Genomic DNA, 26,427 nt, shown 5'->3' with positions numbered 1-26,427 from the left:
GGCGCGCTCACCCGACGCGTGGCCGGCCGACCAGCTCGACGCCCGCGTCGTCCAGCTGCTGGAGGGCATTGTCGACGGTGTCCCGGCTCACCCCTGCTGTGTAGTCGAGCAGTGTGCGCGCGCCGAACCCCTCCCGTGCCGCGTCCAGCGACGTCGCGCGCACACAGTGGTCGGTGGCGATGCCGATGAGGTCGACCTCGTCGACGTCGCGTGCCCGCAGCCAGGCCGCGAGATTCTCCCCGCCGCCCTCGGACTCGCCCTCGAAGCCGGAGTAGCCGTCGCTGTAGTGACCCTTGGAGAACACCTCGGTGATCGGCCCGACGTTGAGCGCGGGATGGAACGACGCACCCGGGGTGCCCGCCCGGCAATGCGGGGGCCATGACCGGACGAAATCGGGCTCGTCGCTGAAATGCGCGCCCGGGTCGATGTGGTAGTCACGGGTGGCGACGATGTGGTCGTAGGCGGCGTCGTTGGCCAGGAAGGTCGAGATGTCCCCGGCGAGCATCGCCCCGCCGGCGACTGCCAGCGAGCCTCCCTCGCAGAAGTCGTTCTGCACGTCGACGATGATCAGTGCGCGAGCCATGGCGGTGACCTCCGTGTGGAGCGGGGTGGTACGCCGGTCCGGCTGGCGAGGCCCTGCCCGGGATATCCGGCCAGGGCTGTATCGGGCCGGTGCACCACTAGCCGAACACCGTCGCGATGGCCGGTTCGCCCTTGGAGAGCTTGAGGCCCTCCCATGGCAGGCTCACCAGCCTGTTGCGAAGGCGATTCCTGCTGTCTTCCAGGGTAGAGAGGTCATCGACGGGTCTGCCACCACGCATCAGCGCGGTCGGCACGACCTGATCGTGTGGACCCGTGTTGGGTGGATTACCCGCCGGGTGCACGATTTCCTCCCTGGCGGTCCCGGTGCTCTTGAGGCGTCGCACCGCCGACTTGCGGCCGCCGCGGGACTCCTTGTGCTCGCTGCGTTTGGTTACCGGCTTCCCGTTCACCTCGACGAGCTTGTAGACCAGGTTCGCCGTTGGGGCACCGGAGCCGGTGACCACGGAGGTGCCGACGCCGAACGCGTCGACGGGCTCGGCGCGCAGTGCGGCGATCGCGTGCTCGTCGAGGTCGCCGGAGACGATGATGCGGGTGTCCCGCGCTCCGAGGGAGTCCAGCTGCTCCCTGGCCTGACGGGCCAGCACCCCCACGTCACCGGAGTCGATGCGGATCGCGCCGAGCTCGGGTCCCGCTACCCGGATGGCGGTGTCGATTCCTACCGAGATGTCGTAGGTGTCCACCAGCAGGGTCGTATCGGTGCCGAGTGCCGCCACCTGTGCGCGGAAGGCGTCCTCCTCTGTGTCGTGCAGCATCATGAACGCGTGCGCGACGGTGCCGCGGGTGGGTATGCCGTACCGGCTGCCTGCCTCCAGGTTGGACGTGGCCGCGAACCCGGCGAGGTAGGCGGCGCGTGCCGCGGCGACGGCGGCGTACTCGTGGGTGCGCCTGCCACCCATCTCGATCAGCGGCCTGCTCTTGGCTGCCGAGCTCATCCGTGCCGCGGCCGAGGCGACCGCGCAGTCGTGGTTGAACACCGACAGCACCAGGGTTTCCAGCAGCACGGCCTGCGCGAACGGAGCGTGCACCGTGAAGATCGGCGATCCGGGGAAGTACAGCTCGCCCTCCGGGTAGCCGTCGATGTCGCCCGTGAACTCGAAGTCGGCGAGCCAGTCCACCGTGGATCGGTCGACGACTCCCGCGGACTCGAGGTGGGCGAGGTCGGCGTCGGTGAACCGGAACTCGGTGATCGCCTCGAGCACGCGAGCGGTGCCCGCCACGACGCCGAACCGGCGCCCTTCGGGCAAGCTGCGCGCGAACACCTCGAACACGCAGTCGCGGTTGGCACTCGCGTCGTGCAGCGCGCTGGCGAGCATGGTGAGCTCGTAGTGGTCGGTCAGCAACGCCGTGCTCGATGGGGGCAGCCCCGCCTGCTGTGCCATGGGGATCACGGTACGCGGGCCGGCGGTTGTCGTGCTGCCGGGAATCGTCATCCGGACGTGGCCGCTCGGCGGGGCGACCGCAGGCGTTGCGCGCGTATCGCGCCGTGCCACCATGGAAGCATGTCCACGCCCCTCGAGGCCGAACAGACACAGGTCGAGCCGATCGGTGCTGAGCTCGGAGCCGAGGACAAACCGTGGCAGGCTATCGTCTGGAACGATCCAGTGAACCTGATGTCCTATGTCACGTACGTGTTCCAGAAGCTTTTCGGCTACAGCCGCGACCACGCCACGAAGCTGATGCTCGACGTGCACCACAAGGGCAAGGCCGTGGTGTCGTGGGGCACGAAGGAGAAGGTCGAGGGCGACGTCGCGAAGCTGCACGCGGCCGGCCTGTGGGCGACGATGCAGCAGGCGCCATGAAGGACTGGAAGCGCAAGGGCGATCACGTCGTCGCGGAGTTCGCCCAGCAGGAAGCGGCGGTGCTGCGCGGGTTGTTGCGGCACATCGACGACGTGCTGCGTGCGCGGGTGGACGAGACGCCGCAGGACGAGCTCGCCGAGCTGACCGGAATGCGTTCCGGACCGACGACGGCTCCGGACGATCCCGTGCTGTCCCGGCTGTTGCCCGACTTTCACCGCATGGACCCGGATCAGCCTTCGGAGGAGGATCTCGAGTCGGCGGCGGCGTTGCGCTCGCTGCACGAGCCGGAGCTGATCGATGCCAAGCTCGGCGTGGCCTCGGTGGTGCTGGAGACGCTGCCGTCCGGCGGCGGCGAGGTCTCGCTCGACCTCGAGCAGGCGGACGCGTGGCTGTCGGCGATCAACGATGTCCGGCTCGCGCTGGGCACTGTGCTCGACATCAACGAGGAGACACCCGAGGAGCTTCCGGAGGACGACCCGCAGGCCTCACACCTCGGCGTGTATCACTGGCTCACCTACGTCCAGGAAAGCCTGGTCCAAGCCGTAACGGCCGGCTGAATGACGCGTTCGGTCCGCCAGACGGACCGAACGCGTCATTCAGCCGGCCATATGCTGGTAGCGTCTCGGGGCACGATGAGCATGACGGGGGCGGAGAACGCGATCACCGATGTGGCGGGGCTATCCGTCGGGCACCACGAGCGCGTGGGCCGTGGATGGGCGACCGGCAGCACCGTGGTGCTGGTCCCGGACGGTGCCGTATGCGGCGTCGACGGTCGTGGCGGAGCGCCGGGGACCCGGGAGACGGACCTGCTCGCCCCGCAGAACCTCGTGCAACAGGTGCACGGCATCTGCCTGTCCGGCGGGAGCGCCTACGGCCTCGCGGCCGCCGACGGGGTGATGCGCTGGCTCGGCGAACGCGCGCACGGGTTCGCCGTCGGTGCGCAGCCGCACGAGGTGGTCCCGGTCGTGCCGGCCGCGGTCGTGTTCGACCTGCCCCGCAGCGACTGGGGCAACCGCCCGGACGCGGAGTTCGGTTACCAGGCCTGCCAGAACGCGGCATCCGGCCCCGTGGCGCAGGGGTGTGTCGGGGCGGGCGCCGGTGCCAAGGTCGGCTCGCTGAAGGGCGGCGTCGGCACGGCGAGCGTGATCGTGCCGGAACCCGGTGGCCGGGCCGGGGAGACCCGGCCCGGCCACCCCCAGCCGGGCGAGTCACAGCCGACCGTGGGAGCGCTGGCCGTGGTCAACGCCTTCGGTGAGGCCGTCGACACCGGCACAGGCAGGCCGTGGACGGCCGAATGCGAGCTCGCCGGAGAGTTCGGCGTCGGTGCCTGGCCGTCCCGAGCGGGAGATCTCTCCAGCGGTGACGGTGGTCACGCCGGGGACGACGGCCGGTCGCTGAACACCACGATCGGCGTGGTGGCCACCGATGCGGCGCTGACCAAGGCCGAGTGCCAGCGCCTTGCCATGGCGGCACAGGACGGGATCGCCCGCGCCGTGCGTCCCGCGCACTCGATGTTCGACGGGGATACGGTATTCGCGCTCGGCACGGGTGCCCACGAACTTCCGGAGGGCTCGGGGCCGTTCGGGGCCGCGGCCCGCGCTGCCGCGCTCGACCAGCTGTGCGCGGCAGCCGCCACGTGCTTCTCCCGCGCGATGGTGCACGGCCTGCTGCGCGCGGACGGCACGGCCGGGCTGCCCGCCTACCGGGACGTCTGGCCGGAGGTGTGCTGAGTGCTCCCGGGAAGCGCTGGGGTGTGAGCGCGGCGTGGCCCTTCTCATGATGCGGACACCGAACGTCCAACCTTTAGGATGGCAACGTGCTGAAGATCCGTAGGGACTTTGTCGACGAGATCGTCGCGCATGCTCGCCGGGACCACCCGGACGAGGCGTGCGGGGTTATCGCCGGGAAGGAGGGCTCCGATGAGCCGGAGCGTTTCATCCCGATGGTCAACGCCGCGCGTTCGCCGACCTTCTACGAGTTCGACTCGGGCGACCTGCTCAAGCTCTACCGCGAGATGGACGCGCGTGACGAGGTGCCCGTGGTCATTTACCACTCGCACACGGCGACGGAGGCCTACCCCTCACGAACCGACATCGCCTACGCCTCGGAACCTGAAGCGCACTATGTCTTGGTGTCGACCAGGGACCCGGAGACCTACGAGTTCCGCTCGTATCGCATCGTGGACGGGGTCGTCACCGAGGAGGACGTCGAGGTGGTCGAACCCTCGTCGAAGGCCGATACTGGTAGTGACGGCCTTCACGAAGACTGAGGCGCCGGGAATAGTCACCCGAGTGTCAGCGTCAAGGCAAGCGTAATGCCGGCCCATTTCCGCGGAGGTAACACATGGCTGTAACCGTGTCCATCCCGACCATCTTGCGAAGCCACACCGACGGCGCGAAGTCGGTCGAGGCGGCGGGTAGCACGGTGCTCGAGGTCCTCGACGACATCGAGTCCCGGCACAGTGGTTTGAAGGAGCGTCTGGTCAAGGACTCCAAGCTGCACCGGTTCGTCAACGTCTACGTCAACGACGAGGACGTGCGTTTCGTCGGTGGGCTGGACGCCGAGGTATCCGACGGCGACACCGTGACGATCCTTCCCGCAGTCGCTGGTGGTGCACGTTAAGCCGTGAGCAGATACGAGTCGCTGCTCGACGCGCTCGGCGACACCCCGTTGATCGGGCTGCCGCGGTTGTCGCCCGCGCGCGATGTGCGGCTGTGGGCCAAGCTCGAGGACCGCAACCCGACGGGTTCGATCAAGGACAGGCCAGCCCTGGCCATGATCGAGGCGGCCGAGCGGGACGGCACCCTGCGGCAGGGGTCGACGATCCTGGAACCGACGTCCGGTAACACCGGTATCGCCCTGGCCATGGCAGCCAAGGTCAAGGGGTACGGGCTGGTGTGCGTCATGCCGGAGAACACCTCGGCCGAGCGCAAACAGCTGCTGCAGGCCTACGGGGCGAGGATCGTCGACTCCCCGGCCGCCGGAGGCTCCAACGAGGCTGTGCGCAGGGCGAAGGAGCTCGCCCAGAGCAACCCGGACTGGGTGCTGCTCTACCAGTACGGCAACCAGGCCAACGCCGACGCGCACTACAGGGGTACCGGTCCCGAGCTGCTCAAGGACCTGCCCGAGGTCACCCACTTCGTCGGTGGCCTCGGCACCACGGGGACGCTCGTGGGAGTGGGCCGGTACTTGCACGAGCACAAGCCCGGCGTCCACGTGGTCGCGGCCGAGCCGCGCTACGGCGAGCTCGTCTACGGCCTGCGCAACCTCGACGAGGGCTTCGTGCCGGAGCTCTACGACGCGGACGTGCTCACCGGCCGGTTCTCGGTCGGCGCCTACGACGCGCTGCGCCGTACCCGCGAGCTGCTCGAGTTCGAGGGAATCTTCGCGGGCATCTCCACCGGTGCTGTGCTGCACGCCGCGCTGGCCATGGCGGAGAAGGCTGTCGCGCGGGGAGAGTCGGCCGACGTGGCGTTCGTGGTGGCCGACGCCGGGTGGAAGTACCTGTCCACCGGCGCGTACAGCGGTTCGCTCGACGAGGCCGCCGAACGGCTCGACGGCCAGCTCTGGGCGTGACCCGGAGGCGGACGGGTGGTTCCGGCTAGGAGACTGAGGGTATGAGCAGGCTGCCGGAGGACTCGACGAAGCGCGCGCTCCCGGCGGAGCCGGGCAAGGCACTGCTCGTGTCGTTCGGCTTCGTCGCGCTGCTGTACCTGGTGTGGTTCGTCGACCGGATCTTCCCGGCGAGCCTGGTGCGCGCGGGCGGGATCCGCAGCAGGGACTGGTCGGAGTTCGACGGGCTGCTGTGGGCGCCGCTGCTGCACGGTGGCTGGGATCACCTGGCGGCCAACACCGTGCCGGTCGTGGTGTTCGCATTCCTGGCGATGGCGGGCGGGCTCGCGCAGTGGGCGGTCGTGACCGCCCTGATCTGGATGCTCAGCGGGTTGGGTGTGTGGCTGGCCGGGCCGTCGCAGGCCGTCACGATCGGTGCGTCCGGCCTCGCGTTCGGGTGGCTGGCTTTCCTGCTGGTTCGCGGGTTCTTCAACCGCAGTGGCGGGCAGCTGGTCATCGCGGGCATCCTGTTCTTCCTGTACGGCAGCATGTTGTGGAGTGTGCTGCCGCTCTACCAGGGCGTGTCCTGGCAGGGGCACCTCTTCGGTGCGCTGTCCGGCATCCTCGCCGCGTGGCTGGTGGCGCGTGCCGAACGCGGGCAGGTGCGCGCGACCCGGTGGACCTGGTAGGCGAGTAGGCTCGCGACCGTGCCACCAGTCGACGCGAGCGCGCCCATCGGGATCTTCGACTCCGGAGTCGGGGGTTTGACGGTGGCGCGTGCGGTGCTCGACCAGCTCCCCGCCGAGCGGGTGCGCTACGTCGGTGACACCGCCAACTCCCCGTACGGCCCGCTTCCCATCGCCCGCGCACGCGAGCTGGCGCTGGCCCAGCTCGACGAGCTGGTCGACAGCGGGGTCAAGGCGCTGGTGATCGCCTGCAACACCGCCTCGGCCGCCTGCCTGCGCGACGCGCGGGAACGCTACGACGTGCCGGTGGTCGAGGTGGTGCTGCCCGCTGTGCGGCGCGCGGTGGCCGCGACGCACACCGGCCGCATCGGGGTGATCGGGACGGAGGGCACCGTCCGGTCGAGGGCCTACGACGACGCGTTCGCCGCCGTGCGCGACGTGCGCGTCACCAGTGTGGCCTGCCCGCGGTTCGTCGACTTCGTCGAGCGCGGCATCACATCGGGGAGGCAGGTGCTCGGACTCGCCCAGGGGTACCTCGACCCGCTGCTGCGTGCGGACGTGGACACGCTGGTGCTCGGTTGCACGCACTACCCGTTGCTGACCGGTGTCCTGCAGATCGTGATGGGCCACGAGGTGACGCTCGTCTCCAGCGCGGAGGAGACCGCTAAGGACGTGGTGCGCACGCTGATCCGGGCGGACCTGCTCGCCGACGCCGAGCGGCCCGTCACCGGGCCCGAGCACGAGTTCCTCGCAACCGGCGAGGCCGAACCGTTCACGCGGATCGCGCAGCGTTTCCTCGGCATCCGGGACGGGTTCGCGGTACGCTCGCTCGCGCGTACCGGCTAGCGGGAAGCACGGCCGTCCCGGGGCCCGGCGCAGCAGGGGTGGCCCTCGCGTGACACGGGTGATGTTGCCCGTGCCTCATTCTCCTCAGTGCTGTGACGTGGCAGGGTAGGCAGCGTGCGACTGACGATTCTCGGCTGCGCGGGAAGTATCCCTGGCCCCACCACGAATGCCTCGGGGTACCTCATCGAGGCGGACGGCTTCGTTCTCGGGCTCGAGTTGGGCAACGGGACGCTCGCCGCGTTGCAGGCGATTCAGGATCCGTTCGAGCTGGACGCGCTGATGCTGTCTCACCTGCACCCGGATCACTGCGTCGATGTGGCTGCCCTGACAGTGCTGCGCAGGTACCACCCGCAGCGGCCGGCGGGCGGTCAGCGCCTGCCGCTGTACGGGCCGGACGATGCCGCCGCGCGGCTTGCCAACCTGTACGCCCCGAACGAGCCGGAGCGCGCCGAGACCGACCTGTCGGACGTCTTCGAGTTCCGGTCGCTGCCCGTCGAGCCCGCGCGAATCGGTCCATTCGAGATCACCGCGTTTCCGGTGTTCCACCCGACCCCGGCCTTCGGGCTGCGTATCGCCTACGGGGACGTGACGATCGCCTACACCGGCGACACCGACGTCTGCCCGGAACTCGACAGCCTGGCCGCCGATGTGGACGTCCTGCTCGCGGAGGCCACCTGGACCGAGTCGGACGATCGCCCCGTCGGGGTGCACCTGTCCGGGGCCGCTGCCGGAGCGCTCGCCACCCGCACGGGCGCGCGCAGGCTCCTGCTCACCCACATCGCCCCCTGGACCGACCGCGCCAAGATCTACGCGGAGGCGCGCACCGCGTTCGCCGGCCCGCTCGAGCTGGTCGAGCAGGGGGCGGTCTACCAGTTCTGAGCGGCACGTGCGGGCCGGACGCGACCGCGATACGGACCGTCGATAGGCTCGATCCGTGGTACGAGCAGACGGACGAGACGATGACCAGCTACGGGACGTCACCATCACGCGCGGGTACCAGAAGTGGCCCGCCGGGTCGGTGCTGATCGAGTTCGGCGACACCCGCGTGTTGTGCGCGGCGAGCGTGACCGAGGGTGTGCCGCGCTGGCGTGTCGGTTCGGGACTCGGGTGGGTCACTGCCGAGTACGCGATGCTGCCCTCTGCGACCGGCAGCCGCGGTGACCGCGAGTCGGTGAAGGGCAAGATCGGCGGCCGTACCCATGAGATCAGCAGGTTGATCGGCAGGTCCCTGCGTGCGTGTATCGACCTCGCCGCGCTCGGTGAGAACACCATCGTGATCGACTGCGACGTCATCCAGGCCGACGGCGGTACGCGTACGGCGGCGATCACCGGCGCCTACGTCGCGCTCGCCGACGCGATCACGTGGCTCGACGCCGCGGGCAGCCTCGCCGACCCGAAGCCGCTCTCGGCCGCGATCGCGGCGATCAGCGTCGGGGTCGTGGACGGGAAGGTCCGGCTGGACCTGCCGTACGAGGAGGACGCGCGCGCCGAGGTGGACATGAACGTGGTGGCCACCGAGACCGGCACGCTGATCGAGGTCCAGGGCACGGCTGAAGGCGCGACGTTCACCCGATCGACGCTGGATCGCATGCTGGACTCCGCGCTCGCCGGGTGCGCGGAGCTGGCGCGTAAGCAGACCGAGGCGCTCGAGCAGCCGTATCCCGGTGAGTTGCCGGAGCGTAAGCAGGGCAAGAACGGCAAGAAGTCCAAGGGCGGGAAATGACGCGGCTGCTGCTGGCGACGCGCAACACCAAGAAGCTCGACGAGCTGCGGCGCATCCTCACCTCGGCCGGTATCGACGAGCTGACGGTGGTGGGTCTCGCCGATGTCGAGCCGTTCGAGGAGTCGGTGGAGGCGGCGGCGACGTTCTCCGACAACGCGCTCATCAAGGCCCGCGACGCCGCGCGGGCATCCGGGCTCGCCTCCGTCGCGGACGACTCCGGGCTCGCGGTGGACGCGCTCGGTGGTATGCCGGGTGTACTCTCGGCGCGCTGGGCCGGTCGGCACGGCGACGACGAGGCCAACCTCCGGCTGGTGCTCGACCAGCTCAGCGATGTTCCCGACGAGCGGCGGACGGCGGCGTTCGTGTGCGCTGCCGCGCTCGTACGCCCGGACGGCTCCGAGACGGTCGTACTCGGCCGCTGGCACGGGACGCTCACCAGGGAGCCGCGGGGGACGAACGGGTTCGGTTACGACCCGATCTTCGTGCCGGACGGCGACACCCGGACCTCGGCGGAGCTGGAACCGAGCGAGAAGGACGAGGTGTCGCACCGCGGACAGGCGTTGCGGGCGCTGGTCACGCACTTGCGCGAGCTGGCGTCGGCGTAGGGTGTGCGTCCTTCTGGGGCCGCACCCTAGGCGCTGATCTCCAGGTCCCTGAGCAGCCGCGCGACGTGCCCGGTCGCCTTGACGTTGTAACGGGCGAGCGCGATCACGCCATCGGCGTCGACGACGACGGTCGACCGGATCACGCCCTGCGTGACCTTGCCGTAGTTCGTCTTCTCGCCGAAGGCGCCCCACCCGGCCATCACCTCTTTGTCCGGATCGGACAGCAGGGGGAACGGGAGGCGCTCGGCCTCGGCGAAGGCGGCGAGCTTGTCCTGGGGGTCCGGAGAGATCCCGAGCACCCGGTAGCCGGAGTCGCCGAGCAACGCCAGGTTGTCGCGGAAGTCGCAGGCCTGCGTGGTGCAGCCGGGAGTGGCCGCGCGCGGGTAGAAGTACACGATGACCGGCAGGCCCCGGTAGCCGGACAGCGTGACCGGGGCTCCCGTACTGTCCGGAAGGGTGAAGTCGGGGGCCTTGTCGCCGGGGGACAGTCGTTGTTGATCAGCCACGCGCCGAGCATAGACGTTGCCGGCGACGCGGCCAGCGGCCGGGCGAGTTCGAGCCGAAGGGGGCCTCGGGTACCGAATATGCACCGGAGGGGCCCTTCGGCTCGCCCCACGCGGGGTGTCAGCGGCCGGTGAACCGCGCGGTGTGCAGGTCCGGGTCGACCTGCACGGTCAGCGATACGGCGGCTTCGCCGTCGGCTGCGGCGAACGCGACGGTCACATGCGTGCTCCTGCCGGAGGGGAGGTCGTCACCGGCACCGGCGAATCCGGTGAACCCCTGGCGGGGGTCGACGATCTCGCGCAGCTCGGCGCCTGCCATCGTCGCCGACACAGCGAGCTGGGAGAGCTGGTACGGCGTGTCCGATCCGTTGCGGAGCGAGATCTCGAACGCCACGGCGGAGTCGCTGGAGGGGTATGCGGCATCGCTGGGGGTGAACGTGCGTGGCCCGGCGACGCGGACCGCGACCCCGTTGTCGAACGTGCTCCGCTGCCCGAACTCGAGGTCGGTGTTGTGCGCTCGCATGCCGGGCACCGGCTCGGACGCGCTGCCTGCGCCCGCGGACTCCCCTGTGGCCGGGGAGGCGCAGCCGCCGACGGCGACCGGCGCTACGCAGGTCAGGGCGGCCGCACAGAGCAGGATCGTCGTGCGGTGACGGGCGCGGGGCGCGCGCACGGGTCACTCCTTCGGAGTCGGGGTTCCGCTCGTGGGCGGGGTGGGTGAGAGGCGCCCTCACAGCTTTCCGCACTGCCAGCGTCACGGGCGAGCCGACAGGGCGGTTGAGGCAGACCCGGTGCCGGGCTGTATCCGAACTGTAACCGTCGGCTACTCGACGTGACGAGCTGTGGCGGCGCGCGTGCTCAGGTGGCGAGCGCGAAGACGAGAACGAACAAGGTCAGGCCGAGCAGCCACCCGATGAGAAGCCACCCGAACTCACGCCAGGGCTGTACCTGTGCGGTGTCCTTGCGCGGGACGTATACCCCACGCACCTCGAACCAGTCCGCCAGGTTGGTGACAACACGCCACGGGTTGATCGCACGCACGCTGTCACCTCCTGTCCTTCCCGCACACAGTACGGGCCGGTGAGTAGAGGGCCCCCAGCGCGAGGGGGAGAAGCGCCGGGGGCCGCAACCGGCCCTGGGGTCGACCGGTGATTCCCGACTCTACATCACGACCAGATGCACATGCAGCAGGGAATGCATCGCTCACAGGGGGATGCGTGTTCCGTCTCGTTCGCCCGTATCGCGCGGCGGAACGTGCCGCGGCGGAACGTGCCGACGCCAAGGTCCGGCTAGGAGCGCTGGCCGGCCGGATCCGCGGCGCGGCGGTGAGCGTCAGAAGCCGGGTTCGTCGTCCTCGGGTGGGGTTCCCTCGGGCCAGATGCAGGGCGAGCCCGCTCCGAGGGAGAGGCGTTGGTCGTCGGGGCGTGCCACGACGGACATGCGGAAGGCGTCCTCGTTGTGCTCGACCGTGATCGTGCGGTCGTCGGGACGGTTGTCGCTGCTGATGCGGTAGTTGTTGGCCTCCCAGTGGGCGCGGAGGGCGTCGAGGTAGGCGTCGTTGCGCTCGGGGGAGAGGTCGTCGAGCCAGTAGGTCTTGCCGACCTGGTAGCGACCCTGGGGTCCGTTGTCGGTGGGGTCGGTGCACTCGTCCGAGTAGTCGCTGAGCAGGTTCAGGGTGGGCTCGTCGGGGAGGGCGGCGATGGCTTCCTGGATGTGCTGTTCGGCGCGGTCGCGGGCTTGCTCCTCGGTGAGGGTGGGCTCCATGGCGGATCCTCCGGTGCAGGCGGCCAGCACCAGCAGCAGGGCCAGCGCCAGGCCGGGGCCGGCCGGGAGTCCGGCCGCGCGAGCTGTGCTGCTGGATGTCGTCGGCATGAGTATGGGCTATTCCGTGGGAGTGGTCAGGGTGCTGTTGTCCTGGCCGGTCACGATCCGGCCCAGGTTCTTCAGGGACTCGTTCTGCCGGTCCCAGTACTCGGAGTGCGCGTCCGTGGAGCCGAGCGGCCCCAGGCCGTCGGTGCCCGGGTCGGACCGGAACTCCACGGCGCCGAAGTCCTCGTCGATCGGTGAGTCCCCCAGTCCGTGTGAAACGGCGGCACCGGCGCGGATGATGTCGTTCTCCGCGGTGCTTGCGTAGACGTTCTCCGGGTCGATGTTGAGCTCGCCTGCGTGGTCGACACCGACGCCGGGGCTGCCGAGAAAGACCATGTTGTCCACCGTCAACCCGTGGTCGCGGGCGGTGTGCCCGACCACCGTGGAGCCGTAGCTGTGCCCGATCACGGTGTTGTGCCCGCCGCCGCCTTCATGCGTGGCGTCGAGCCCGTTCTGGAAACCGGCGAGATCGGGCGCTGCCTCGTCGGCGTACGACTCACGCGGCGCTTCGAAGAGTACGTCCTGCGGGGCGTCGTAACCGATCCAGGTCACCGCGGCGGTCTCTGCGCTCGAGTACTGCCCGGCTGCCTCCAGGATTCGGTCGGCCTTGCTCAGCTCGCCGGGCATCGAGCTCAGTCCCGAACCCGTCCCCGGCACGTTGGTCACCGTGTTGTCGGCGGTGTCGGGGTTGCCGGTGGCCACGATGCCACGCCCGTTGCCCTCGGTCTCGAAGTCCAGCAGGTAGGCCTGCGGCGCGTTCCCGGTCGGCTCGCGCTCCAGGCGCTCCTTGATCGCGTCCATCCCCTCGTGGACGTCGTTGAGCTCGCGCAGCTCGTTGTCCTGGGTCAGGGAACGGTCGTCGCCGAGTGCGATCAGCGCATCGCGGCGCGCTTCGAGGTCGGCGTACTCGTCGGCGAAGCGGATGCGGTTGGCGCGGTCCCGCGCCTCGACGGGGATGCCGTCCATGGTCCCGATGCTGTCCCCGTGGGTGTAGATCGCCGACTCCTGCTGCATCGGCGTCAGCTCGTCCCACCACTCCTTGACCTCGGCCGCCGACCAGTCGTCCTGTGGCAGCTCGCTCGGGGTGACGATGTTGCCGGATCCGACTGCCTCGGAACTCAACCCGGCGTCGTCGGGCATCAGGTCATCGAGCTGCCGGGAGGCCACCCGGTCGGCCTCGGTGGCGTCGGCGACGGCGGCCGTTATGGCGTCGTTGAGCTCGGTGACCAGCTCCCGGTCCGCGGCGAGCTGCTCATCGGTGCGCATGTCGCCCGGCGCGACGCCGGGCGGTGTGCTGACCGCACCGGTAACCCGGTCAACATGCACCATGTCGCGTGCCTCTGCGGTGTCGACAGCCCTGTTCACCCGCTCCTGCGCGTCCGAGATCGCATCGGAGAGCGTCCGCAGCACGCCGGGAATCCTGTCGATGTACTCGGCGGCGGTGTCGTAGCCCGAGCGCACGTCGGCGATGTGCTCGCGCGCCATATCGGCGGCCTCACCGGACCAGCCGTCCAACCCGCCTGCTGCCCGCTTGATGTCCCGCGCGGTGGCGTCGAGTTCGCCTGCCAGACGTGCCCACTGGTCGGCGATGTCGTCGTACGCGCTCGGGTCCGCGTCCCGCAGGTCGCTGAACGAGACCATCACGCACCCCCGCCACCGTCGACGCGGTCGAGCGACTCCACGACCGCGGCCTCCAATTCCTCGTAGGAGTCGTGACTGTCCTGCAGCAGGCCGCCGGTGGCCGCGGTGCGTTTGGACAGGTCGTCGATCTGGTATCCCCACATACTGGCTACCGTGCCGAGCCGGCTGGTAGTGACGAACCCGGCGTTGGTGCCCTCGTGGCGCTGGACGTTGCCGGTGAACTCGGCGTGCGCCGCCGCGGCGGCGTCGGCGAGCTCCACGAACTCGGCACCCGTCTCGGCGAGGTTCGACAGCTGCTCGACCTCGAAACCGTCCGACACGCATCCCCCTCGGGTCGCTGACCTGACGCGGGACACGTTAGCAGCGCCGGGCCGCGTGCGGGTGCGGAATGCGCCGAGCGTCGGCGTACCTCACTCGTCCCGTTCCGGGTAGGCATCCAGGGTGTAGCGTACCTGCGGGTCCCACATCAGCCACTCGTCGATGTCGTGGTCCTCGGTCGCCGCGATCTGCTGGCGTACCTTCTCGGCGCGGTCCCATGCCCGGTAGTTGGTGTCCTCCAGCCAGGGGACGACCCGGGCGCCCGTCCCGTCGACCTGTTCGAGGAAGTCCTCCAGCGAGCGGTGGACGATCTCGTAGGGTTGCCGGTTGGGCTCGGCCACGTCGTACTCACCGGGCCCCCAGTGCGAGGGATAGACCATGGGGGAGACGTAGTCGACGTGCTCGGCCATCGCCGGGATGTCCTGGGCGATCTCGTGCGGCCGGGTGGCGGCGATCCCGTATACCGACACCCCGTGGTCGACCTGGTACGGCGCCAGCCGCTCGGCGGCCTGCTCGGTGAAGTCGACGACGGCTTCCGCCATGGCGTCCTCGATGTCCTCGGTGTCGTCGTCGCTTTCCGTGTCGTTCACACCGGGCACGACCAGGTTCCGCACGTCCCCGTCGGGGCGCCGGATGTAGTCCCACAGGATGGCGTCGACGCCCGCGGCCGCTGCCTCCTCGGCGATGTCCAGGTTGTAGGTGCGGACATCGGGGTCGGCGAAGCTGGTGAACCCACCGTAGCCCGCGTAGCGGCCACCGCCCGGGGTCTGGATCACCCGGTCGCGCTCGCCGTTCGACCAGGCGTGCTCGGCGAGCTTCGCGTCCCGGAAGGCCACCACGCGGCCGACGACGTGCACGCCGCGGTCGTGCAGCTCGGCGATGGCGTCGGTGAGGTCGTACACGCCACTGGCAGCGCCGCAGTCCTGGGCGAGTGGTACCTCGCTGTCGTAGCCGATCTCTCCCGACTCGTCCTTGAGATCGAGCTGGACGGTGTTGATCTTCCCGGCCTCGGCCATGTCCAGGACGCGGTCACGGAAGCTCGGCGTGGCCCAGGCATGTGGCGAGACGTGCACACCGCGCACCTCCTCCGCGTCGACAGCCGGGGGCATCACGGTCAGCTCGACCGTGTCGCGAGTGGAGTTTCCGGCCGGGTCGACCGCGCGCACCGTCACCTCGCCGGACTCGCCGGTCCCGATACCGGGATCGGCGTCGAAGCTGCCGTCCTCGGACACCTCCACCTCGGTCTCGTCGACGAACACGCGTGCCCCGGGCTCGGTGGTTCCGGCCAGCGCCGCATCTTCGCTCAGTAACCCCGACTGCTCCGGTTCGGTGATTTCCAGCGGGGGAGGAGCAGTGTCGACTTCGAACCGCCACGCATGGTGCACGGTGGCGTCCTCGGTGAGCTCTCCGGACTCCGCGTCGGCGATATCGCTCGCCTCGACCACGGACAGCGTGTAGTCGCCGTCGGACAGGTCAGCCGGTGGTTCGTACCGCAGCGACCCGTCCGTGCCGGCGGCCTCGGCGGTGACATCGCCGATGCCGTCGAGTACCAACCGGAGGTCGTCGAGCTCCCCCGGCGGGTTCACAGCGAGAGTAAAATGAATGTCATTACGATCTTCGGACCCGATGACCAGGTCGTTCCCGGAGCCACCGAAGGTCAGGTCGGTCTCCTGCGCGGCCGGGCTCGTGCAGCCGGCGGCAGCGAGGACGGCCGTGAGAACCCCATAGCGCACGCGAGGAGCCGCGGATGAACCGTCCACTGCCACTGATCGCCCTGCTCGTCCTCGTCCTCGCGGCGTGTAGCCCGGCCGCTCAGGACGTTTCCCCCGGAAAGACGTCGACACAACACGCTGAACCGTCCACCCCCAGGTCCCCCGCGTCAACTACGCCCCCCGAACCCGACGTGAACCCGGCGGACGTTGGTGCTAATGAACTGGGAGAGATCCCCGTGCTGATGTACCACCGCATCCTCCCTGACGGCGGGGGCGAGTACGACCTCACCCCGGACGAGTTCCGTGCGGAGCTCGCCTATCTCCACGAGCACGACTACCATCCGATTCGGACGGTCGATCTGGTGCGCGGTGAGATCGACGTGCCCGCCGGGACGACCCCGGTAGTGCTGACCTTCGACGACTCAACTCGGGAGCAGTTCGGCATGTCCGGCGATGATGAGGTCGATTCGGACAGTGCCGTTGGCATCCTTCTCGAGTTCGCCGAGGAGCATTCCGACTTCACCCCGACGGGTTCATTTTACGTCGTAGGGTCCCTATTCGGCGGTACCGCCGAACGAGGGAAGAAGCTGCTACGCCAGCTGCACGAGTGGGGTTTCGAGATCGGCAACCACACGATCTCGCACGCCAACCTCAGCCGGCTCGGTGCCAGTGAGGTGCAGGCCGAGCTGGCGGCAGGGGCCGCGCACATCCACGATGCCGTACCGGATGCCGAGGTAGCGACCATGTCGCTGCCGCACGGCGCGAGTCCCGCCGAGCCCGAGCTGGCACAGTACGGCAGTCACGACGGTCAGGAGTACCGCCATGAGGGGATACTCCTGGTGGGGTCGAACCCGGCGCCGTCACCGTTCGCGACGGAGTTCGACCCCGTGGCGATCCCGCGCATCCGTTCGGGCCCGGACGGCGATCTGGAGTCCGGGTACTGGTTCGAAATCTTCGAACGCGAACCGGAGCGCCGTTACGTCTCCGATGGTGATCCGTCGACGATCTCGTTCCCCGAGGAGCGTAGCGAGGAGCTCGCCCCCGAGTTCGCCGACCGCGCCAACCCGTACTGAGCGTACCCCTGCGCGGGCGAGCCGAAGGACTCCTCGGATACACATGAGGTACCCGAGGAGTCCTTCGGCTCGCCAGGACACCCCTGCGGATACCCCCTGCGGGTAAGCTTGCTCACCTGATTACCCCACCCCGGGTGGGGTGGGTGTACTGTGGGAGTCGGGACGGCGAGCGAGGAGGCGACAGTGACCGAACTGACCAGCCGCAAGCGGGACGCGCTGAACCGGCTCAAGACCGTGCGCGGTCACCTGGACGGCGTCATCCGCATGCTGGAGGAGGACACCTACTGCGTCGACGTGATGAAGCAGCTGTCCGCGGCGCAGTCCTCGCTGGAGAGGGCGAACCGCGTGATGCTGCACAACCACCTGGAGACGTGTTTCTCCAGCGCCGTACTGCGGGGTAACGGCCAGGCGGCGATCGACGAGCTTGTCGACGCGATCAAGTTCAGCCCAGCGCTGACCGGGCCGGCGGCCGAGCTGAGCGGCAAGGAGGCAGGCGAATGACATCCGAGTACACCGAGCAGCACGCGGCGACCGACGGTGCACGCAGCAGCGGGACAGGCACCGGCGTCGAGCTGGCTGTCGAGGGCATGACCTGCGGTTCGTGCGCGGCCCGGGTGCAGAAGAAGCTCGCGAAGCAACCAGGGGTGGCCGAGGCGGAGGTCAACTTCGCGAGCAAGCGGGCCACGCTGGTCGGCGACTCCGGAGAGCTGGACGTGCCCGCCTTGCAGCGCGCGGTCTCGGACATGGGTTACGAGCTGCGCACCGTCGATACGGAGCACCCGGAGCCGGACGGCGACGCCGAAGCCGCCGAGCAACGCATGTGGTTCTACCGCGCGGTCGTCGCTGTACCCCTGACGGCGATCGTGCTGTGGCTGGCGATGTTCGCAGGTGAGCTGGGCGAGCATCCCGCCGCGCGGTGGACACAGCTCGCGCTGACCATTCCGGTGCAGTTCTGGGTCGGCTGGCCCTTCCTGAAGGGCATGGTCCAGCGTGCCCTGCAGCGCTCGGCGAACATGGACACCCTGATCGGGCTGGGTACGCTGGCCGCCTTCGGCTACTCGGTCGTCGCGCTGTTCGCGGGCGGCTTCCTGTACTTCGAGGTCGCGACGTTCATCGTGGCCGCGCTGGCGCTCGGCCGGTACTTCGAGGCCCGGGCGCGCAGGCGAGCGGGCCGGGCCATCACCGCGCTGCTCGAGCTCGGCGCCGAGGAGGCCACCGTGCTGCGGGACGGCGCCGAGGTCACCGTCCCCGTCGAGTCGCTGGCGATCGGTGATCACATGCTGGTTCGCCCCGGCGAGAAGATCCCCACCGACGGGGAGGTCGTCGACGGGGTCAGCGCGGTCGACGAGTCGATGCTCACGGGTGAGTCGGTCCCGGTGGAAAAGACCGCCGGTGATGTCGCCACGGGTGCCACGATCAACACCAGTGGGGTACTCACCGTGCGCGCGACCGCCGTGGGCGCCGACACGGCGCTCTCCAGGATCGTGCGCATGGTCCAGGATGCGCAGAGCGGCAAGGCACCCATGCAGCGTCTCGCGGACCGCATCTCGGCGGTGTTCGTCCCTGCCGTGATCGTGGTCGCGCTCGGGGCGTTCCTCGGGTGGACCGTGCTTGCGGGCGACCCGGTCAGCGGCCTCGTCGCCGCGGTGGCCGTGCTCATCATCGCCTGCCCCTGCGCGCTCGGCCTTGCCACGCCGATCGCGATCATGGTCGGTACCGGCCGTGGTGCCGAGCTGGGTGTGCTGATCAAGCGCATCGAGACACTGGAGCGCACCAAGGAGATCACGACGGTCGTCTTCGACAAGACGGGCACCCTCACGCACGGCGAGATGACGATCACCGACATCGTCGCCGCGGAAGGGGGCGACGACGAGGTCCTGCGCCGCGCCGGAGCGGTCGAGGCCGGCAGCGAGCACCCCATCGGGCGCGCCCTGGCGGCGGTGGCCGCGCAGCGCCTCGGCGAGCTGCCTGCGGCGCACGGTTTCGACGCGCCGACCGGGCAAGGCGTGCGTGCCGACGTGGACGGCACGACCGTGCTCGTCGGTAGGCGGTCATGGCTCGCGGAGCAGGGCATGACCGTGCCGGAGGACGTCGACGAGGCGGTCCTGCGGTTGGAGAGCGACGGCAAGACGGTCGTGCTCGCCGGCTGGCAGGGCCGGGTACGTGGTGCGGTCGCGATGGCCGACACCGTCAAGGACAACGCGGCAGCCACCGTCGCCGAGCTGCACGACATCGGGATGACCGTGGCGATGCTGACCGGGGACAACAGCCGCACGGCCGAGGCCATCGCCCGCGCCGTCGGCATCGATCGCGTACTTGCCGAGGTGCACCCCGGTGACAAGAGAGCCGAGATCGAGCGGCTGCAGTCGGAGGGCGAGGTCGTGGCGATGGTCGGCGACGGCATCAACGACGCCCCCGCGCTCGTGCAGGCGGACCTGGGAATCTCGATCGGGACGGGCACCGACGTCGCCATCGAGTCCAGCGACATCACCCTGATGCGCAGCGACCTGCACGGAGTTCCCCAGTCGATCCGGCTGGCGCGGCGCACTTACCGCACGATCCAGCAGAACCTCGGGTGGGCTTTCGGGTACAACGTCCTCGCCATCCCCGCGGCGGCCGCCGCACTGCTGAATCCGATGGTCGCGGGAGCCGCGATGGCGCTGTCCAGCATCAGCGTCGTGCTCAACGCGCTGCGCCTGCGCCGTTTCGAACGCGGGCACCGACGGGAGGTGTAGGGAAGCGGCCCCCGGCGCCGAGGGGGAGGAAGCGCCGGGGGCCTTCTTCGCCGGGCCTGGGGGTGGAGCCCGGCGGGTCTAGGAAAGACTCGCGTTCTCGACCCGGCGGTAGGCTACATGCCATCCGTTTCCCGCTGGGCACCCCATCTTCTCGAGCCGGTCGCCCGACCGCGCGACGAACGTATCGGCTATGTCCTCTGTCGGCAGTATGGCACGCATCCCGCATTCGTGGCAGCGCCCGGCCTCGCCGTACCGGAAGTCTCGCATCGTCTCCCTCGGGTCCTGTTCACACGTCGGGGCTCGCCGGGACTGACCTCCTGGCACCGGCCTCCTGGGAACCGACAACACTATCCCATCGCGTCGCGAGCGGCCTTGTTCGCCTCCACCCACCCGGTAGCTGTTCGGGGCGGAGACGCAGGTCAGTAGGATGTTGTCCATGTCGCAGCCAGAAACCAAGGTTTCCTTGACGGGTATCAAGCCGACAGGTGAACCACACCTGGGCAATCTCATCGGCGCGATCCGGCCCGCGCTCGAGCTCGTCGACCGGTTCGAGTCGATCTACTTCATCGCCGACTATCACGCGCTGACGACCGAGCGGGACCCGGAACTGCTCCGGCACTACTCGCGGTCGGTGGCTGCGACGTGGCTCGCGGCAGGGCTCGACCCGAGCAGGACGACGTTCTACCGGCAGTCCGATGTCCCGGAGATCTTCGAGCTCATGTGGGTGCTGTCCTGTGTTACCGGTAAGGGACTGATGAACCGCGCGCATGCCTACAAGGCGGCGCGCGACCGCAACCTCGAGGCAGGGGAGGATCCCGATGCCGGGGTGAACATGGGGCTGTTCAACTACCCCGTGCTCATGGCGGTGGATATCCTCGCGATGGAGTCGGACGTCGTCCCCGTCGGTAAGGACCAGGTCCAGCACGTGGAGTACGCCGCGGACATCGCGGGCAGCTTCAACCACGCCTACGGCGACACGTACTCGTTCACCATCCCGGAAGCGATCGTCCCGGAGGGCACGAGCGCCCAGACGCTGCCCGGCCTGGACGGCAGGAAGATGAGCAAGTCCTACGACAACACCATCCCGCTGTTCCTTCCGGAGGCCGAGCTCAAGAAGCTGGTGCGCAGGATCCCCACGGACAGCACCCCGGTGTCCGAGCCCAAGGACCCGGACAGCTCCGCGGTGTTCCAGCTGTTGGAGCAGTTCGCCGCGCCCGCGGATGCCGCGGAGACCCGCAAGCGGCTCGAGGAGGGCGGGCTCGGCTGGGGAGAGCTGAAGAACCAGCTCTTCGAGGCGCTCGACGAGCATCTCGCGCCGCTGCGCGCGCGCTACGACGAGCTGATGGAGCCGGGTAGCGAGCTCGACACCGTACTGGCCGAGGGCGCGGAGAAGGCGCGGCAGCGTGCCGGCCGCGTGCTGCGGCGGGTACGCGGCGCGGTGGGCATCGCAGGCAGCGCCTGACCGTCGTTGCCGCATTCGGCGCGACCTCCGCACGGGGCACCGGCACCGGCGTGACGTTGGCGAGCCGAAGGGGGCCTCGGGTACAGCATGTGTACCGAAGGAGCCCTTCGGCTCGGCCCACGGCGGGGCGCGGCGCGTGGCACTACGCTGAACGGATGTCCTCCGAAGCTGCGCGCGTGCTCATCGCTTCCAACAGGGGCCCCGTCTCGTTCACCACAGAGGACGGCGAGCCTGCTGCGCGGCGGGGCGGTGGCGGGCTGGTCTCGGCGCTGTCCGGTGTCGAGCTCGGCGATGCCGGGCACGTGGTGTGGGTGTGCGCGGCGCTCGGCGAGACCGATCGGCAGGTGGCGGCGCGCGCTCCCGGCGGGCGCATCGACCGTGCCGGGCACCAGGTCGGCGACGTCGGGGTACGCATGCTGGATGTGCCGCCCGCGACGCTGGAGGCCGCCTACAACTCCGTCGCCAACTCCACCCTCTGGTTCCTGCACCACCTGCTCTTCGACACGCCCCGGGCACCCCGGTTCGACGCGGGCTGGCGGGAGATGTGGGATCGCTACCGCGAGTACAACCGCGCGTTCGCCGGGGCCGTCGCCGACGAGGCCGCGCACGGTGCGAAGGTCGCCGTGCAGGACTATCACCTGTCCCTCGTGCCGCGCATGCTGCGGGAGCGCAGGCCCGACCTGCGGATAGCCCACTTCACGCACACGCCGTGGGCCCCGCCCGAGTACTTCAGGATGCTGCCCGACGACACCGCGCGCGAACTCCTCCGGGGCATCCTCGGCGCCGATCACGCGGGTTTCCTGAGCCCGCGCTGGGCGCGGGCCTTCGCCGACTGCTGTGCCGGATTGCCGGACGCGCGCACGCGAGATCCGTCCGCTGGACCGGCCGCCGGACCGGCTGCCGGGGCCCCTGCCGGGGTCGAGCACGCGGGTCGTGTCACCACACTCGGGGTGCACGGGCTCGGGGTGGATGGCGCTGCCCAGCGGGAACGTTCCCGCGCGGCCGACGTGGACGCCGACTACGCTGAGCTGGCCGATCGCGTCGGTGGCAGGCAGCTGGTGCTGCGTGTCGACCGCACGGAGCTGTCGAAGAACATCCTGGGCGGGCTCGCCGCGTACCGGGAGCTGCTGCGGTCCTACCCGCGGTGGCGCGGGGAAGTCGTGCACCTGGCGTTCGCGTACCCGAGCAGGCAGGACCTTGCCGCCTACCGCGAGTACACCGCCGATGTGCACGCGCTGGCCCGGGAGATCGTCGAGGAGTTCGGCACCGAGGACTGGTGTCCCGTCCTCCTGGAGACCGACGTCTCGTTCGCGCGGTCGCTGGCCGCATACCGGCTCGCCGACGTGCTGCTGGTCAACCCCGTCCGGGACGGCATGAACCTGGTGGCCAAGGAAGTGCCGGTGTGCTCGGAACGGGATTGCGTGCTCGTGCTGTCCCGGGAGGCCGGCGCGGCCGACGATCTCGGGGCGGACGCGCTGCTTGTCAACCCGTTCGACACCGGCGAGACGGCGGAGTCGCTGCACAGGGCGTTGCTGATGCCGTCAGGGGAACGTGCCGGCCGAGCCAAGGGGCTGGCCGAGGCGGCTACCGCGATGCCGCCTCGGCGCTGGCTGGCCCAGCAGCTGGACGCGCTGGACTCCCCGCGCGCCGGCTGACGGGCCGGCTCAGGGCGGCGGCACGTACTGTCCCTTGCCGAGCACCGTGACGCCCGCCGGGCTCACGGTGAACCCGCGTGCCGTGTCGTGCTCGTGATCGGCTCCGATCACGGCTCCGGCAGGCACGTCCACACCCTTGTCGAGGATCGCGTCCCGCACGATCGCCCCCGCGCCGATCCGGGCGTCGGCCATCACGATCGAGCGCTGGAGGTGGGCCCCGTCCCGGACGGTCACGCCGGGGGACAGCACCGACCGCTCGGCGGTGCCACCGGCGATGACGCAGCCGTTGGCGATGATCGAGTCCGCCGCGTGGCCACCCTCCACGAACTTGGCCCCTGGCAGCTGCGGGTGGTTGGTCAGGATCGGCCACTCGCGGTCGTGCAGGTCGAACACGGGACGCGCGGAGACCAGGTCCATGTGCGCCTCATGGTAGGCGTCCAGCGTCCCCACATCGCGCCAGTAGTGGCGGTCGAGCTCGGTGGTGCCGGGCACATCGTTGTCGGCGAAGTCGTAGACGCATGCTGCCCCGGAGCCGACGAGCATCGGGACGATGTCGCCGCCCATGTCGTGCCCGGAGTTCTCGTCCGCCGCGTCGGTGCGCAAGGCGTCGAGCAGCACCCCGGTCGAGAAGACGTAGTTGCCCATCGACGCGAAGGACCGCCCGGCGTCGTCCGGCAACGGGGGAGGGTCCGCCGGCTTCTCCAGGAAGGCGTCGATGGTCGTACCGTCCGAGGTGCTGATGATGCCGAACGACGACGCGGAGTCCCTCGCGACCCGGATGCCTGCGACCGTCACTCCGGCCCCGGACTCGATGTGCGCCTCGACCAGCTGGGACGGGTCCATACGGTAGACGTGGTCCGCGCCGAACACGACGACGTAGTCGGGTTGGTCGTCGTGGATGAGGTTCAGCGACTGGTGGATGGCGTCCGCACTGCCCTGGAACCAGCGTTTGCCGAGGCGCTGCTGGGCGGGTACCGGGGTGACGTAGTTGCCGAGCAGGGACGACTGCCGCCAGGTGATCGAGATGTGCCGGTCGAGGGAGTGCGACTTGTACTGGGTCAGCACGCAGATCCGCAGGTACCCGGCGTGCACCAGGTTGGACAGCACGAAGTCGATCAGACGGTAGCTCCCGCCGAACGGCACGGCAGGCTTGGCGCGGTCGGTGGTGAGCGGCATCAGGCGTTTGCCTTCCCCGCCGGCGAGCACGATCGCGAGTACGCGTGGTCGTCGAGCCATGACCCTCCCTGTCCGCCGCCGCGCGTGCCGTGCCGGGTTGTGTGCTGAATGACGCCTTCGGTCCACGAGCGGGACTGAAAGCGTCATTCAGCGCTCGGGGTTCCCCGTTATTTGACCATGGGGTGGGCGGGCGGCGCACGCGCTCCGGTGGCCGCGTGCCGGTGTGACGTGGATCGCGAATCGCGTGCGTGAGGTACGTGCCTGGCTACATCTGTTGTCAGTAGGCTGGGGCGCGTCCGCGTCGCCGTCGCGGCCGCCGTGCGGGCGGCCCGTGACACGGCTCCGCAGTGGACGAACCATCTGACGTCGAAAGGATCGTCGACCATGGCCAAGCTCTCGCGCATCTTCGGGGTACTGCTCGCCGGCACCGGTGCCGCTCATTTCGCGGCGCCGAGCGCTTTCGAACCGCTGTCCGAGGCCGCGTTTCCCGAGGACACACGACAGTGGGTGTACCGCAACGGAGCCACCGAAGTGGCGCTGGGACTGGCGCTGGTCAGCAACAGGACCCGCAAGGCAGGCGTCGCCGGGCTGCTGGCCTATACCGGGTGGCTGGCGAGCCGCGTGATGGTCAACCGCTGAGCCCTCAGCGGGGATCGATCAACGTCGCGTGTTCGGTAGCCGGGTAGCTGAGGTGCCATCCGTCGTCGACGGGGCAGCGGTACTTCATCAGCCGGCCGCCGGACGCGGCGACGATCCGGTCCGCGGCGTCCTCCGAGGGGAGGACGGCGCGCATGGAGCACCATGTGCATCGCTCGGCCGCGCTGTATCGGAATTCGGTCATGCTCGTCCCTGTCGTACCTCGCGCGCAGGGGACCGGGTGGTCGCGCGCGAAACCCCAGGATACCGCGTCGCGGCCGTACCCGTTCATGCTGGTCGTGCGCCGCGCGATGACCGGTGAGCCTGGCGTGATCGATAGCCCGGCGCATGAACGGGGCTCCGCCGCGCGCACGGCCGGAACGCTACCCCGATACAGTGCCCGGCAAGGTGTAGGAGCAGGCACGAGGGTGGACGGTGGAGACCGTGGAGGCAGAGGACCCGTCGGAGCGGCGTTTCGTCATCACGTTCGGTTGCCCGGACCGGGTCGGTATCGTCGCGCGGATCGCGTCGTTCCTGGCCGAGCTCGGCGGGTGGATCGTGGAGGCCGCTTACCACACCGACCCCGACACCGGGTGGTTCTTCACCCGGCAGGAGGTGCGGGCGGACTCGCTGCCCTACGACGTCGAGGAGCTGCGCAGTCTGTTCAGCCCGGTTGCCGCGTCGCTGGGGGCGGGCTCCGACGCCGACGGTGGCGTGGAGGGCTCGCAGTGGCGTATCGCCGACACCGGCGATCGGCGCCGGATGGTGTTGCTGGTATCCAAGGAAGGCCACTGCCTCTACGACCTGCTCGGCAGGGTCGCGGGCGGGGAGCTCAACGTCGACGTGCCCGCCGTGATCGGTAACCACGAGTCACTGGGCGGGATCACCGAAGCGTTCGGTATTGACTTCCACCACGTCCCGTTCCCGAAGGACGCGGACGGGAAGGCGGCGGCGTTCGAGCGCGTGCGCGCGATCGTCGACGAGCACGACCCGGACGCGATCGTGCTGGCGCGGTTCATGCAGATCCTGCCTCCGGAGCTGTGCCAGGCGTGGGCGGGGCGCGCGGTGAACATCCACCACAGCTTCCTCCCGTCGTTCGTCGGCGCCCGCCCGTACCATCAGGCGCACAGCCGCGGCGTCAAGCTGATCGGCGCGACCTGCCACTATGTAACGGCCGAGCTCGACGCAGGCCCGATCATCGAGCAGGATGTGATCCGGGTGGACCACAGTGACACCGTCGCCGACATGGTCCGCCGCGGCCGGGATATCGAGAAGGTGGTGCTGGCCCGGGGTCTACGCTGGCACCTGGAACACCGCGTGCTTGTGCATGCGGGGAGAACGGTGGTGTTCTAGTGCCCGCCACCGGGTGGGCGGAACGGAGTGTTCGATGGCGTCCGACGCACCCAAACCGGGCTCCGAGGCCCGCTTCCTGCGAGATTCCGGACCGCTCGGCGACCTCACCGACCGCGAGCTTCGCCGGATCGTCGACTCGGCCAGCCGGGTCACCCTCCCGGCGCACTGGTCGCTGATCCAGGAACAGACCCCGGGGGATGCCTGCTACATCCTGCTGTCCGGAACGGTCGCCGTGTTCGTCGGTGCGGAACGGGTGGCCGAGCTGGGCCCCGGCGACGTGGTCGGCGAGGTCGCGCTGCGTCAGGGCCGGCTACGCTCGGCGACGGTGTCCACGGTGGAACCCGTCGAGCTGCTGCACATCGACGGAACGGACCTCGACAAGCTGGTGCGCGAGCTGCCGGCCCTGCAGCGCGCGATCGATGCCACCGCCGTCGAACACGGCGCGGGCACGCCCGAGCGGTGACCGGGCCGGGCGAGACC

The 26,427-nt window shown here is 69.7% G+C and carries 30 protein-coding genes; 19 read left to right on the top strand and 11 right to left on the bottom strand.

From position 1 onward, the window contains the following. Window positions 1-7: 7 nt before the first annotated feature. Both H0B56_RS06380 and H0B56_RS06375 read right to left on the bottom strand, forming a co-directional pair. A complete protein-coding gene (locus tag H0B56_RS06380) occupies window positions 8-583 on the bottom strand; it encodes an isochorismatase family protein (protein ID WP_180891994.1) in 576 nt (191 codons plus the stop codon). Between the two features lie 97 nt (window positions 584-680). Further along, window positions 681-1,982 (bottom strand): nicotinate phosphoribosyltransferase, encoded by a 1,302-nt coding sequence (locus tag H0B56_RS06375; RefSeq protein WP_180891993.1) that lies wholly within the window; start codon window positions 1,980-1,982, stop codon window positions 681-683. A gap of 120 nt (window positions 1,983-2,102) precedes the next feature. Between H0B56_RS06375 and clpS the strand changes: the two genes are divergently transcribed. The 11 genes from clpS (at window position 2,103) to rdgB (ending at window position 9,814) form a co-directional block, all read left to right on the top strand. Beyond that, window positions 2,103-2,402 (top strand): ATP-dependent Clp protease adapter ClpS, encoded by a 300-nt coding sequence (clpS, locus tag H0B56_RS06370; protein ID WP_089302860.1) that lies wholly within the window; start codon window positions 2,103-2,105, stop codon window positions 2,400-2,402. Further along, window positions 2,399-2,959, top strand: coding sequence for a DUF2017 domain-containing protein (locus H0B56_RS06365; RefSeq protein ID WP_180891992.1), 561 nt, complete (start codon window positions 2,399-2,401; stop codon window positions 2,957-2,959). The genes clpS and H0B56_RS06365 overlap by 4 nt, the downstream gene beginning before the upstream one ends. An 81-nt stretch (window positions 2,960-3,040) precedes the next feature. Beyond that, the gene (locus H0B56_RS06360) at window positions 3,041-4,132 is read left to right on the top strand and encodes a P1 family peptidase (protein ID WP_180892374.1); all 1,092 of its coding nucleotides are present in this window, start codon (window positions 3,041-3,043) and stop codon (window positions 4,130-4,132) included. Between the two features lie 86 nt (window positions 4,133-4,218). Continuing rightward, window positions 4,219-4,671 (top strand): Mov34/MPN/PAD-1 family protein, encoded by a 453-nt coding sequence (locus tag H0B56_RS06355; RefSeq protein ID WP_180891991.1) that lies wholly within the window; start codon window positions 4,219-4,221, stop codon window positions 4,669-4,671. 74 nt (window positions 4,672-4,745) lie between these two features. Next, a complete protein-coding gene (locus H0B56_RS06350) occupies window positions 4,746-5,024 on the top strand; it encodes a MoaD/ThiS family protein (RefSeq protein WP_089302856.1) in 279 nt (92 codons plus the stop codon). A gap of 3 nt (window positions 5,025-5,027) precedes the next feature. After that, window positions 5,028-5,978, top strand: coding sequence for a cysteine synthase (locus tag H0B56_RS06345; protein WP_180891990.1), 951 nt, complete (start codon window positions 5,028-5,030; stop codon window positions 5,976-5,978). Window positions 5,979-6,019: 41 nt separating this feature from the next. Continuing rightward, the gene (locus tag H0B56_RS06340) at window positions 6,020-6,643 is read left to right on the top strand and encodes a rhomboid family intramembrane serine protease (RefSeq protein ID WP_180891989.1); all 624 of its coding nucleotides are present in this window, start codon (window positions 6,020-6,022) and stop codon (window positions 6,641-6,643) included. Window positions 6,644-6,661: 18 nt separating this feature from the next. Next, window positions 6,662-7,486 (top strand): glutamate racemase, encoded by an 825-nt coding sequence (murI, locus tag H0B56_RS06335; RefSeq protein ID WP_180891988.1) that lies wholly within the window; start codon window positions 6,662-6,664, stop codon window positions 7,484-7,486. 114 nt (window positions 7,487-7,600) lie between these two features. Beyond that, the gene (locus H0B56_RS06330; protein ID WP_180891987.1) at window positions 7,601-8,365 is read left to right on the top strand and encodes an MBL fold metallo-hydrolase; all 765 of its coding nucleotides are present in this window, start codon (window positions 7,601-7,603) and stop codon (window positions 8,363-8,365) included. Window positions 8,366-8,420: 55 nt separating this feature from the next. After that, window positions 8,421-9,209, top strand: coding sequence for a ribonuclease PH (gene rph, locus H0B56_RS06325; protein WP_180891986.1), 789 nt, complete (start codon window positions 8,421-8,423; stop codon window positions 9,207-9,209). Further along, the gene (gene rdgB, locus H0B56_RS06320) at window positions 9,206-9,814 is read left to right on the top strand and encodes an RdgB/HAM1 family non-canonical purine NTP pyrophosphatase (RefSeq protein ID WP_180891985.1); all 609 of its coding nucleotides are present in this window, start codon (window positions 9,206-9,208) and stop codon (window positions 9,812-9,814) included. Before rph ends, rdgB begins: the two co-directional genes overlap by 4 nt. A gap of 26 nt (window positions 9,815-9,840) precedes the next feature. Here rdgB and bcp read toward each other — a convergent pair whose 3' ends face one another. The 7 genes from bcp to H0B56_RS06285 all read right to left on the bottom strand — a co-directional run bounded on the left by bcp (window position 9,841) and on the right by H0B56_RS06285 (window position 15,878). Further along, the gene (bcp, locus tag H0B56_RS06315; protein WP_180891984.1) at window positions 9,841-10,320 is read right to left on the bottom strand and encodes a thioredoxin-dependent thiol peroxidase; all 480 of its coding nucleotides are present in this window, start codon (window positions 10,318-10,320) and stop codon (window positions 9,841-9,843) included. Between the two features lie 118 nt (window positions 10,321-10,438). Next, complete coding sequence (locus H0B56_RS06310) at window positions 10,439-10,990, bottom strand: hypothetical protein (RefSeq protein WP_180891983.1); 552 nt, start codon at window positions 10,988-10,990, stop codon at window positions 10,439-10,441. 185 nt (window positions 10,991-11,175) lie between these two features. Next, on the bottom strand, window positions 11,176-11,358 hold the full coding sequence (locus H0B56_RS06305; RefSeq protein WP_089302848.1) for a hypothetical protein: 183 nt from the start codon (window positions 11,356-11,358) through the stop codon (window positions 11,176-11,178). 291 nt (window positions 11,359-11,649) lie between these two features. Further along, window positions 11,650-12,189, bottom strand: a complete 540-nt coding sequence (locus tag H0B56_RS06300) for a hypothetical protein (protein ID WP_180891982.1) — start codon at window positions 12,187-12,189, stop codon at window positions 11,650-11,652. Between the two features lie 9 nt (window positions 12,190-12,198). Next, complete coding sequence (locus H0B56_RS06295) at window positions 12,199-13,827, bottom strand: alpha/beta hydrolase (RefSeq protein ID WP_180891981.1); 1,629 nt, start codon at window positions 13,825-13,827, stop codon at window positions 12,199-12,201. Next, window positions 13,827-14,147: a hypothetical protein gene (locus tag H0B56_RS06290; RefSeq protein ID WP_180891980.1), complete on the bottom strand. Its 321-nt coding sequence runs from the start codon at window positions 14,145-14,147 to the stop codon at window positions 13,827-13,829. Before H0B56_RS06290 ends, H0B56_RS06295 begins: the two co-directional genes overlap by 1 nt. 90 nt (window positions 14,148-14,237) lie before the next feature. Continuing rightward, window positions 14,238-15,878 (bottom strand): putative glycoside hydrolase, encoded by a 1,641-nt coding sequence (locus H0B56_RS06285; RefSeq protein ID WP_180891979.1) that lies wholly within the window; start codon window positions 15,876-15,878, stop codon window positions 14,238-14,240. 221 nt (window positions 15,879-16,099) lie between these two features. On the opposite strand from H0B56_RS06285, the gene H0B56_RS06280 reads away from it, so the two are divergent. From H0B56_RS06280 to H0B56_RS06260, 5 genes are all read left to right on the top strand, one after another. Beyond that, window positions 16,100-16,930: a polysaccharide deacetylase family protein gene (locus H0B56_RS06280; RefSeq protein ID WP_246360963.1), complete on the top strand. Its 831-nt coding sequence runs from the start codon at window positions 16,100-16,102 to the stop codon at window positions 16,928-16,930. Between the two features lie 183 nt (window positions 16,931-17,113). Next, on the top strand, window positions 17,114-17,431 hold the full coding sequence (locus H0B56_RS06275) for a metal-sensing transcriptional repressor (RefSeq protein WP_180891977.1): 318 nt from the start codon (window positions 17,114-17,116) through the stop codon (window positions 17,429-17,431). Next, window positions 17,428-19,665 carry a heavy metal translocating P-type ATPase gene (locus tag H0B56_RS06270; RefSeq protein WP_180891976.1) on the top strand — a complete coding sequence of 746 codons (2,238 nt, stop codon included), beginning with the start codon at window positions 17,428-17,430 and terminating at the stop codon, window positions 19,663-19,665. The genes H0B56_RS06275 and H0B56_RS06270 overlap by 4 nt, the downstream gene beginning before the upstream one ends. A gap of 436 nt (window positions 19,666-20,101) precedes the next feature. After that, window positions 20,102-21,127, top strand: coding sequence for a tryptophan--tRNA ligase (locus H0B56_RS06265; RefSeq protein WP_180891975.1), 1,026 nt, complete (start codon window positions 20,102-20,104; stop codon window positions 21,125-21,127). Window positions 21,128-21,282: 155 nt separating this feature from the next. Continuing rightward, the gene (locus H0B56_RS06260) at window positions 21,283-22,782 is read left to right on the top strand and encodes an alpha,alpha-trehalose-phosphate synthase (UDP-forming) (protein ID WP_180891974.1); all 1,500 of its coding nucleotides are present in this window, start codon (window positions 21,283-21,285) and stop codon (window positions 22,780-22,782) included. Window positions 22,783-22,791: 9 nt separating this feature from the next. Here the strand turns inward: H0B56_RS06260 and glgC are convergent, their stop codons facing one another. Next, the gene (gene glgC, locus H0B56_RS06255) at window positions 22,792-24,018 is read right to left on the bottom strand and encodes a glucose-1-phosphate adenylyltransferase (protein ID WP_180891973.1); all 1,227 of its coding nucleotides are present in this window, start codon (window positions 24,016-24,018) and stop codon (window positions 22,792-22,794) included. Between the two features lie 324 nt (window positions 24,019-24,342). On the opposite strand from glgC, the gene H0B56_RS06250 reads away from it, so the two are divergent. After that, window positions 24,343-24,597 carry a DoxX family protein gene (locus H0B56_RS06250; RefSeq protein ID WP_180891972.1) on the top strand — a complete coding sequence of 85 codons (255 nt, stop codon included), beginning with the start codon at window positions 24,343-24,345 and terminating at the stop codon, window positions 24,595-24,597. 4 nt (window positions 24,598-24,601) lie between these two features. On the opposite strand, the gene H0B56_RS06245 is transcribed toward H0B56_RS06250, so the two are convergent. Beyond that, window positions 24,602-24,751 carry a hypothetical protein gene (locus H0B56_RS06245; RefSeq protein WP_180891971.1) on the bottom strand — a complete coding sequence of 50 codons (150 nt, stop codon included), beginning with the start codon at window positions 24,749-24,751 and terminating at the stop codon, window positions 24,602-24,604. A gap of 287 nt (window positions 24,752-25,038) precedes the next feature. On the opposite strand from H0B56_RS06245, the gene purU reads away from it, so the two are divergent. Together purU and H0B56_RS06235 are read left to right on the top strand one after the other, a co-directional pair. Then, window positions 25,039-25,947, top strand: a complete 909-nt coding sequence (purU, locus tag H0B56_RS06240) for a formyltetrahydrofolate deformylase (protein ID WP_180891970.1) — start codon at window positions 25,039-25,041, stop codon at window positions 25,945-25,947. A gap of 34 nt (window positions 25,948-25,981) precedes the next feature. After that, window positions 25,982-26,410, top strand: a complete 429-nt coding sequence (locus tag H0B56_RS06235) for a cyclic nucleotide-binding domain-containing protein (protein ID WP_180891969.1) — start codon at window positions 25,982-25,984, stop codon at window positions 26,408-26,410. The last annotated feature ends 17 nt before the right edge of the window (window positions 26,411-26,427 follow it).

This window comes from Haloechinothrix aidingensis, assembly GCF_013450155.1.
Classification (GTDB): domain Bacteria; phylum Actinomycetota; class Actinomycetes; order Mycobacteriales; family Pseudonocardiaceae; genus Haloechinothrix; species Haloechinothrix aidingensis.
The sequence above is the reverse complement of the archived record's forward strand: the minus strand, read 5'-3'. Positions and strand labels throughout refer to the sequence as shown.

What these genes read in the sequence shown, in the direction of transcription:
- H0B56_RS06380 (WP_180891994.1), bottom strand. Translation starts at nt 583, where the DNA reads ATGGCTCGCGCACTGATCATCGTCGACGTGCAGAACGACTTCTGCGAG.
- H0B56_RS06375 (WP_180891993.1), bottom strand. Translation starts at nt 1,982, where the DNA reads ATGGCACAGCAGGCGGGGCTGCCCCCATCGAGCACGGCGTTGCTGACC.
- clpS (WP_089302860.1), top strand. Translation starts at nt 2,103, where the DNA reads ATGTCCACGCCCCTCGAGGCCGAACAGACACAGGTCGAGCCGATCGGT.
- H0B56_RS06365 (WP_180891992.1), top strand. Translation starts at nt 2,399, where the DNA reads ATGAAGGACTGGAAGCGCAAGGGCGATCACGTCGTCGCGGAGTTCGCC.
- H0B56_RS06360 (WP_180892374.1), top strand. Translation starts at nt 3,041, where the DNA reads ATGACGGGGGCGGAGAACGCGATCACCGATGTGGCGGGGCTATCCGTC.
- H0B56_RS06350 (WP_089302856.1), top strand. Translation starts at nt 4,746, where the DNA reads ATGGCTGTAACCGTGTCCATCCCGACCATCTTGCGAAGCCACACCGAC.
- H0B56_RS06340 (WP_180891989.1), top strand. Translation starts at nt 6,020, where the DNA reads ATGAGCAGGCTGCCGGAGGACTCGACGAAGCGCGCGCTCCCGGCGGAG.
- rdgB (WP_180891985.1), top strand. Translation starts at nt 9,206, where the DNA reads ATGACGCGGCTGCTGCTGGCGACGCGCAACACCAAGAAGCTCGACGAG.
- H0B56_RS06300 (WP_180891982.1), bottom strand. Translation starts at nt 12,189, where the DNA reads ATGCCGACGACATCCAGCAGCACAGCTCGCGCGGCCGGACTCCCGGCC.
- H0B56_RS06295 (WP_180891981.1), bottom strand. Translation starts at nt 13,827, where the DNA reads ATGGTCTCGTTCAGCGACCTGCGGGACGCGGACCCGAGCGCGTACGAC.
- H0B56_RS06280 (WP_246360963.1), top strand. Translation starts at nt 16,100, where the DNA reads ATGTACCACCGCATCCTCCCTGACGGCGGGGGCGAGTACGACCTCACC.
- H0B56_RS06270 (WP_180891976.1), top strand. Translation starts at nt 17,428, where the DNA reads ATGACATCCGAGTACACCGAGCAGCACGCGGCGACCGACGGTGCACGC.
- H0B56_RS06265 (WP_180891975.1), top strand. Translation starts at nt 20,102, where the DNA reads ATGTCGCAGCCAGAAACCAAGGTTTCCTTGACGGGTATCAAGCCGACA.
- H0B56_RS06260 (WP_180891974.1), top strand. Translation starts at nt 21,283, where the DNA reads ATGTCCTCCGAAGCTGCGCGCGTGCTCATCGCTTCCAACAGGGGCCCC.
- glgC (WP_180891973.1), bottom strand. Translation starts at nt 24,018, where the DNA reads ATGGCTCGACGACCACGCGTACTCGCGATCGTGCTCGCCGGCGGGGAA.
- H0B56_RS06250 (WP_180891972.1), top strand. Translation starts at nt 24,343, where the DNA reads ATGGCCAAGCTCTCGCGCATCTTCGGGGTACTGCTCGCCGGCACCGGT.
- H0B56_RS06245 (WP_180891971.1), bottom strand. Translation starts at nt 24,751, where the DNA reads ATGCGCGCCGTCCTCCCCTCGGAGGACGCCGCGGACCGGATCGTCGCC.
- H0B56_RS06235 (WP_180891969.1), top strand. Translation starts at nt 25,982, where the DNA reads ATGGCGTCCGACGCACCCAAACCGGGCTCCGAGGCCCGCTTCCTGCGA.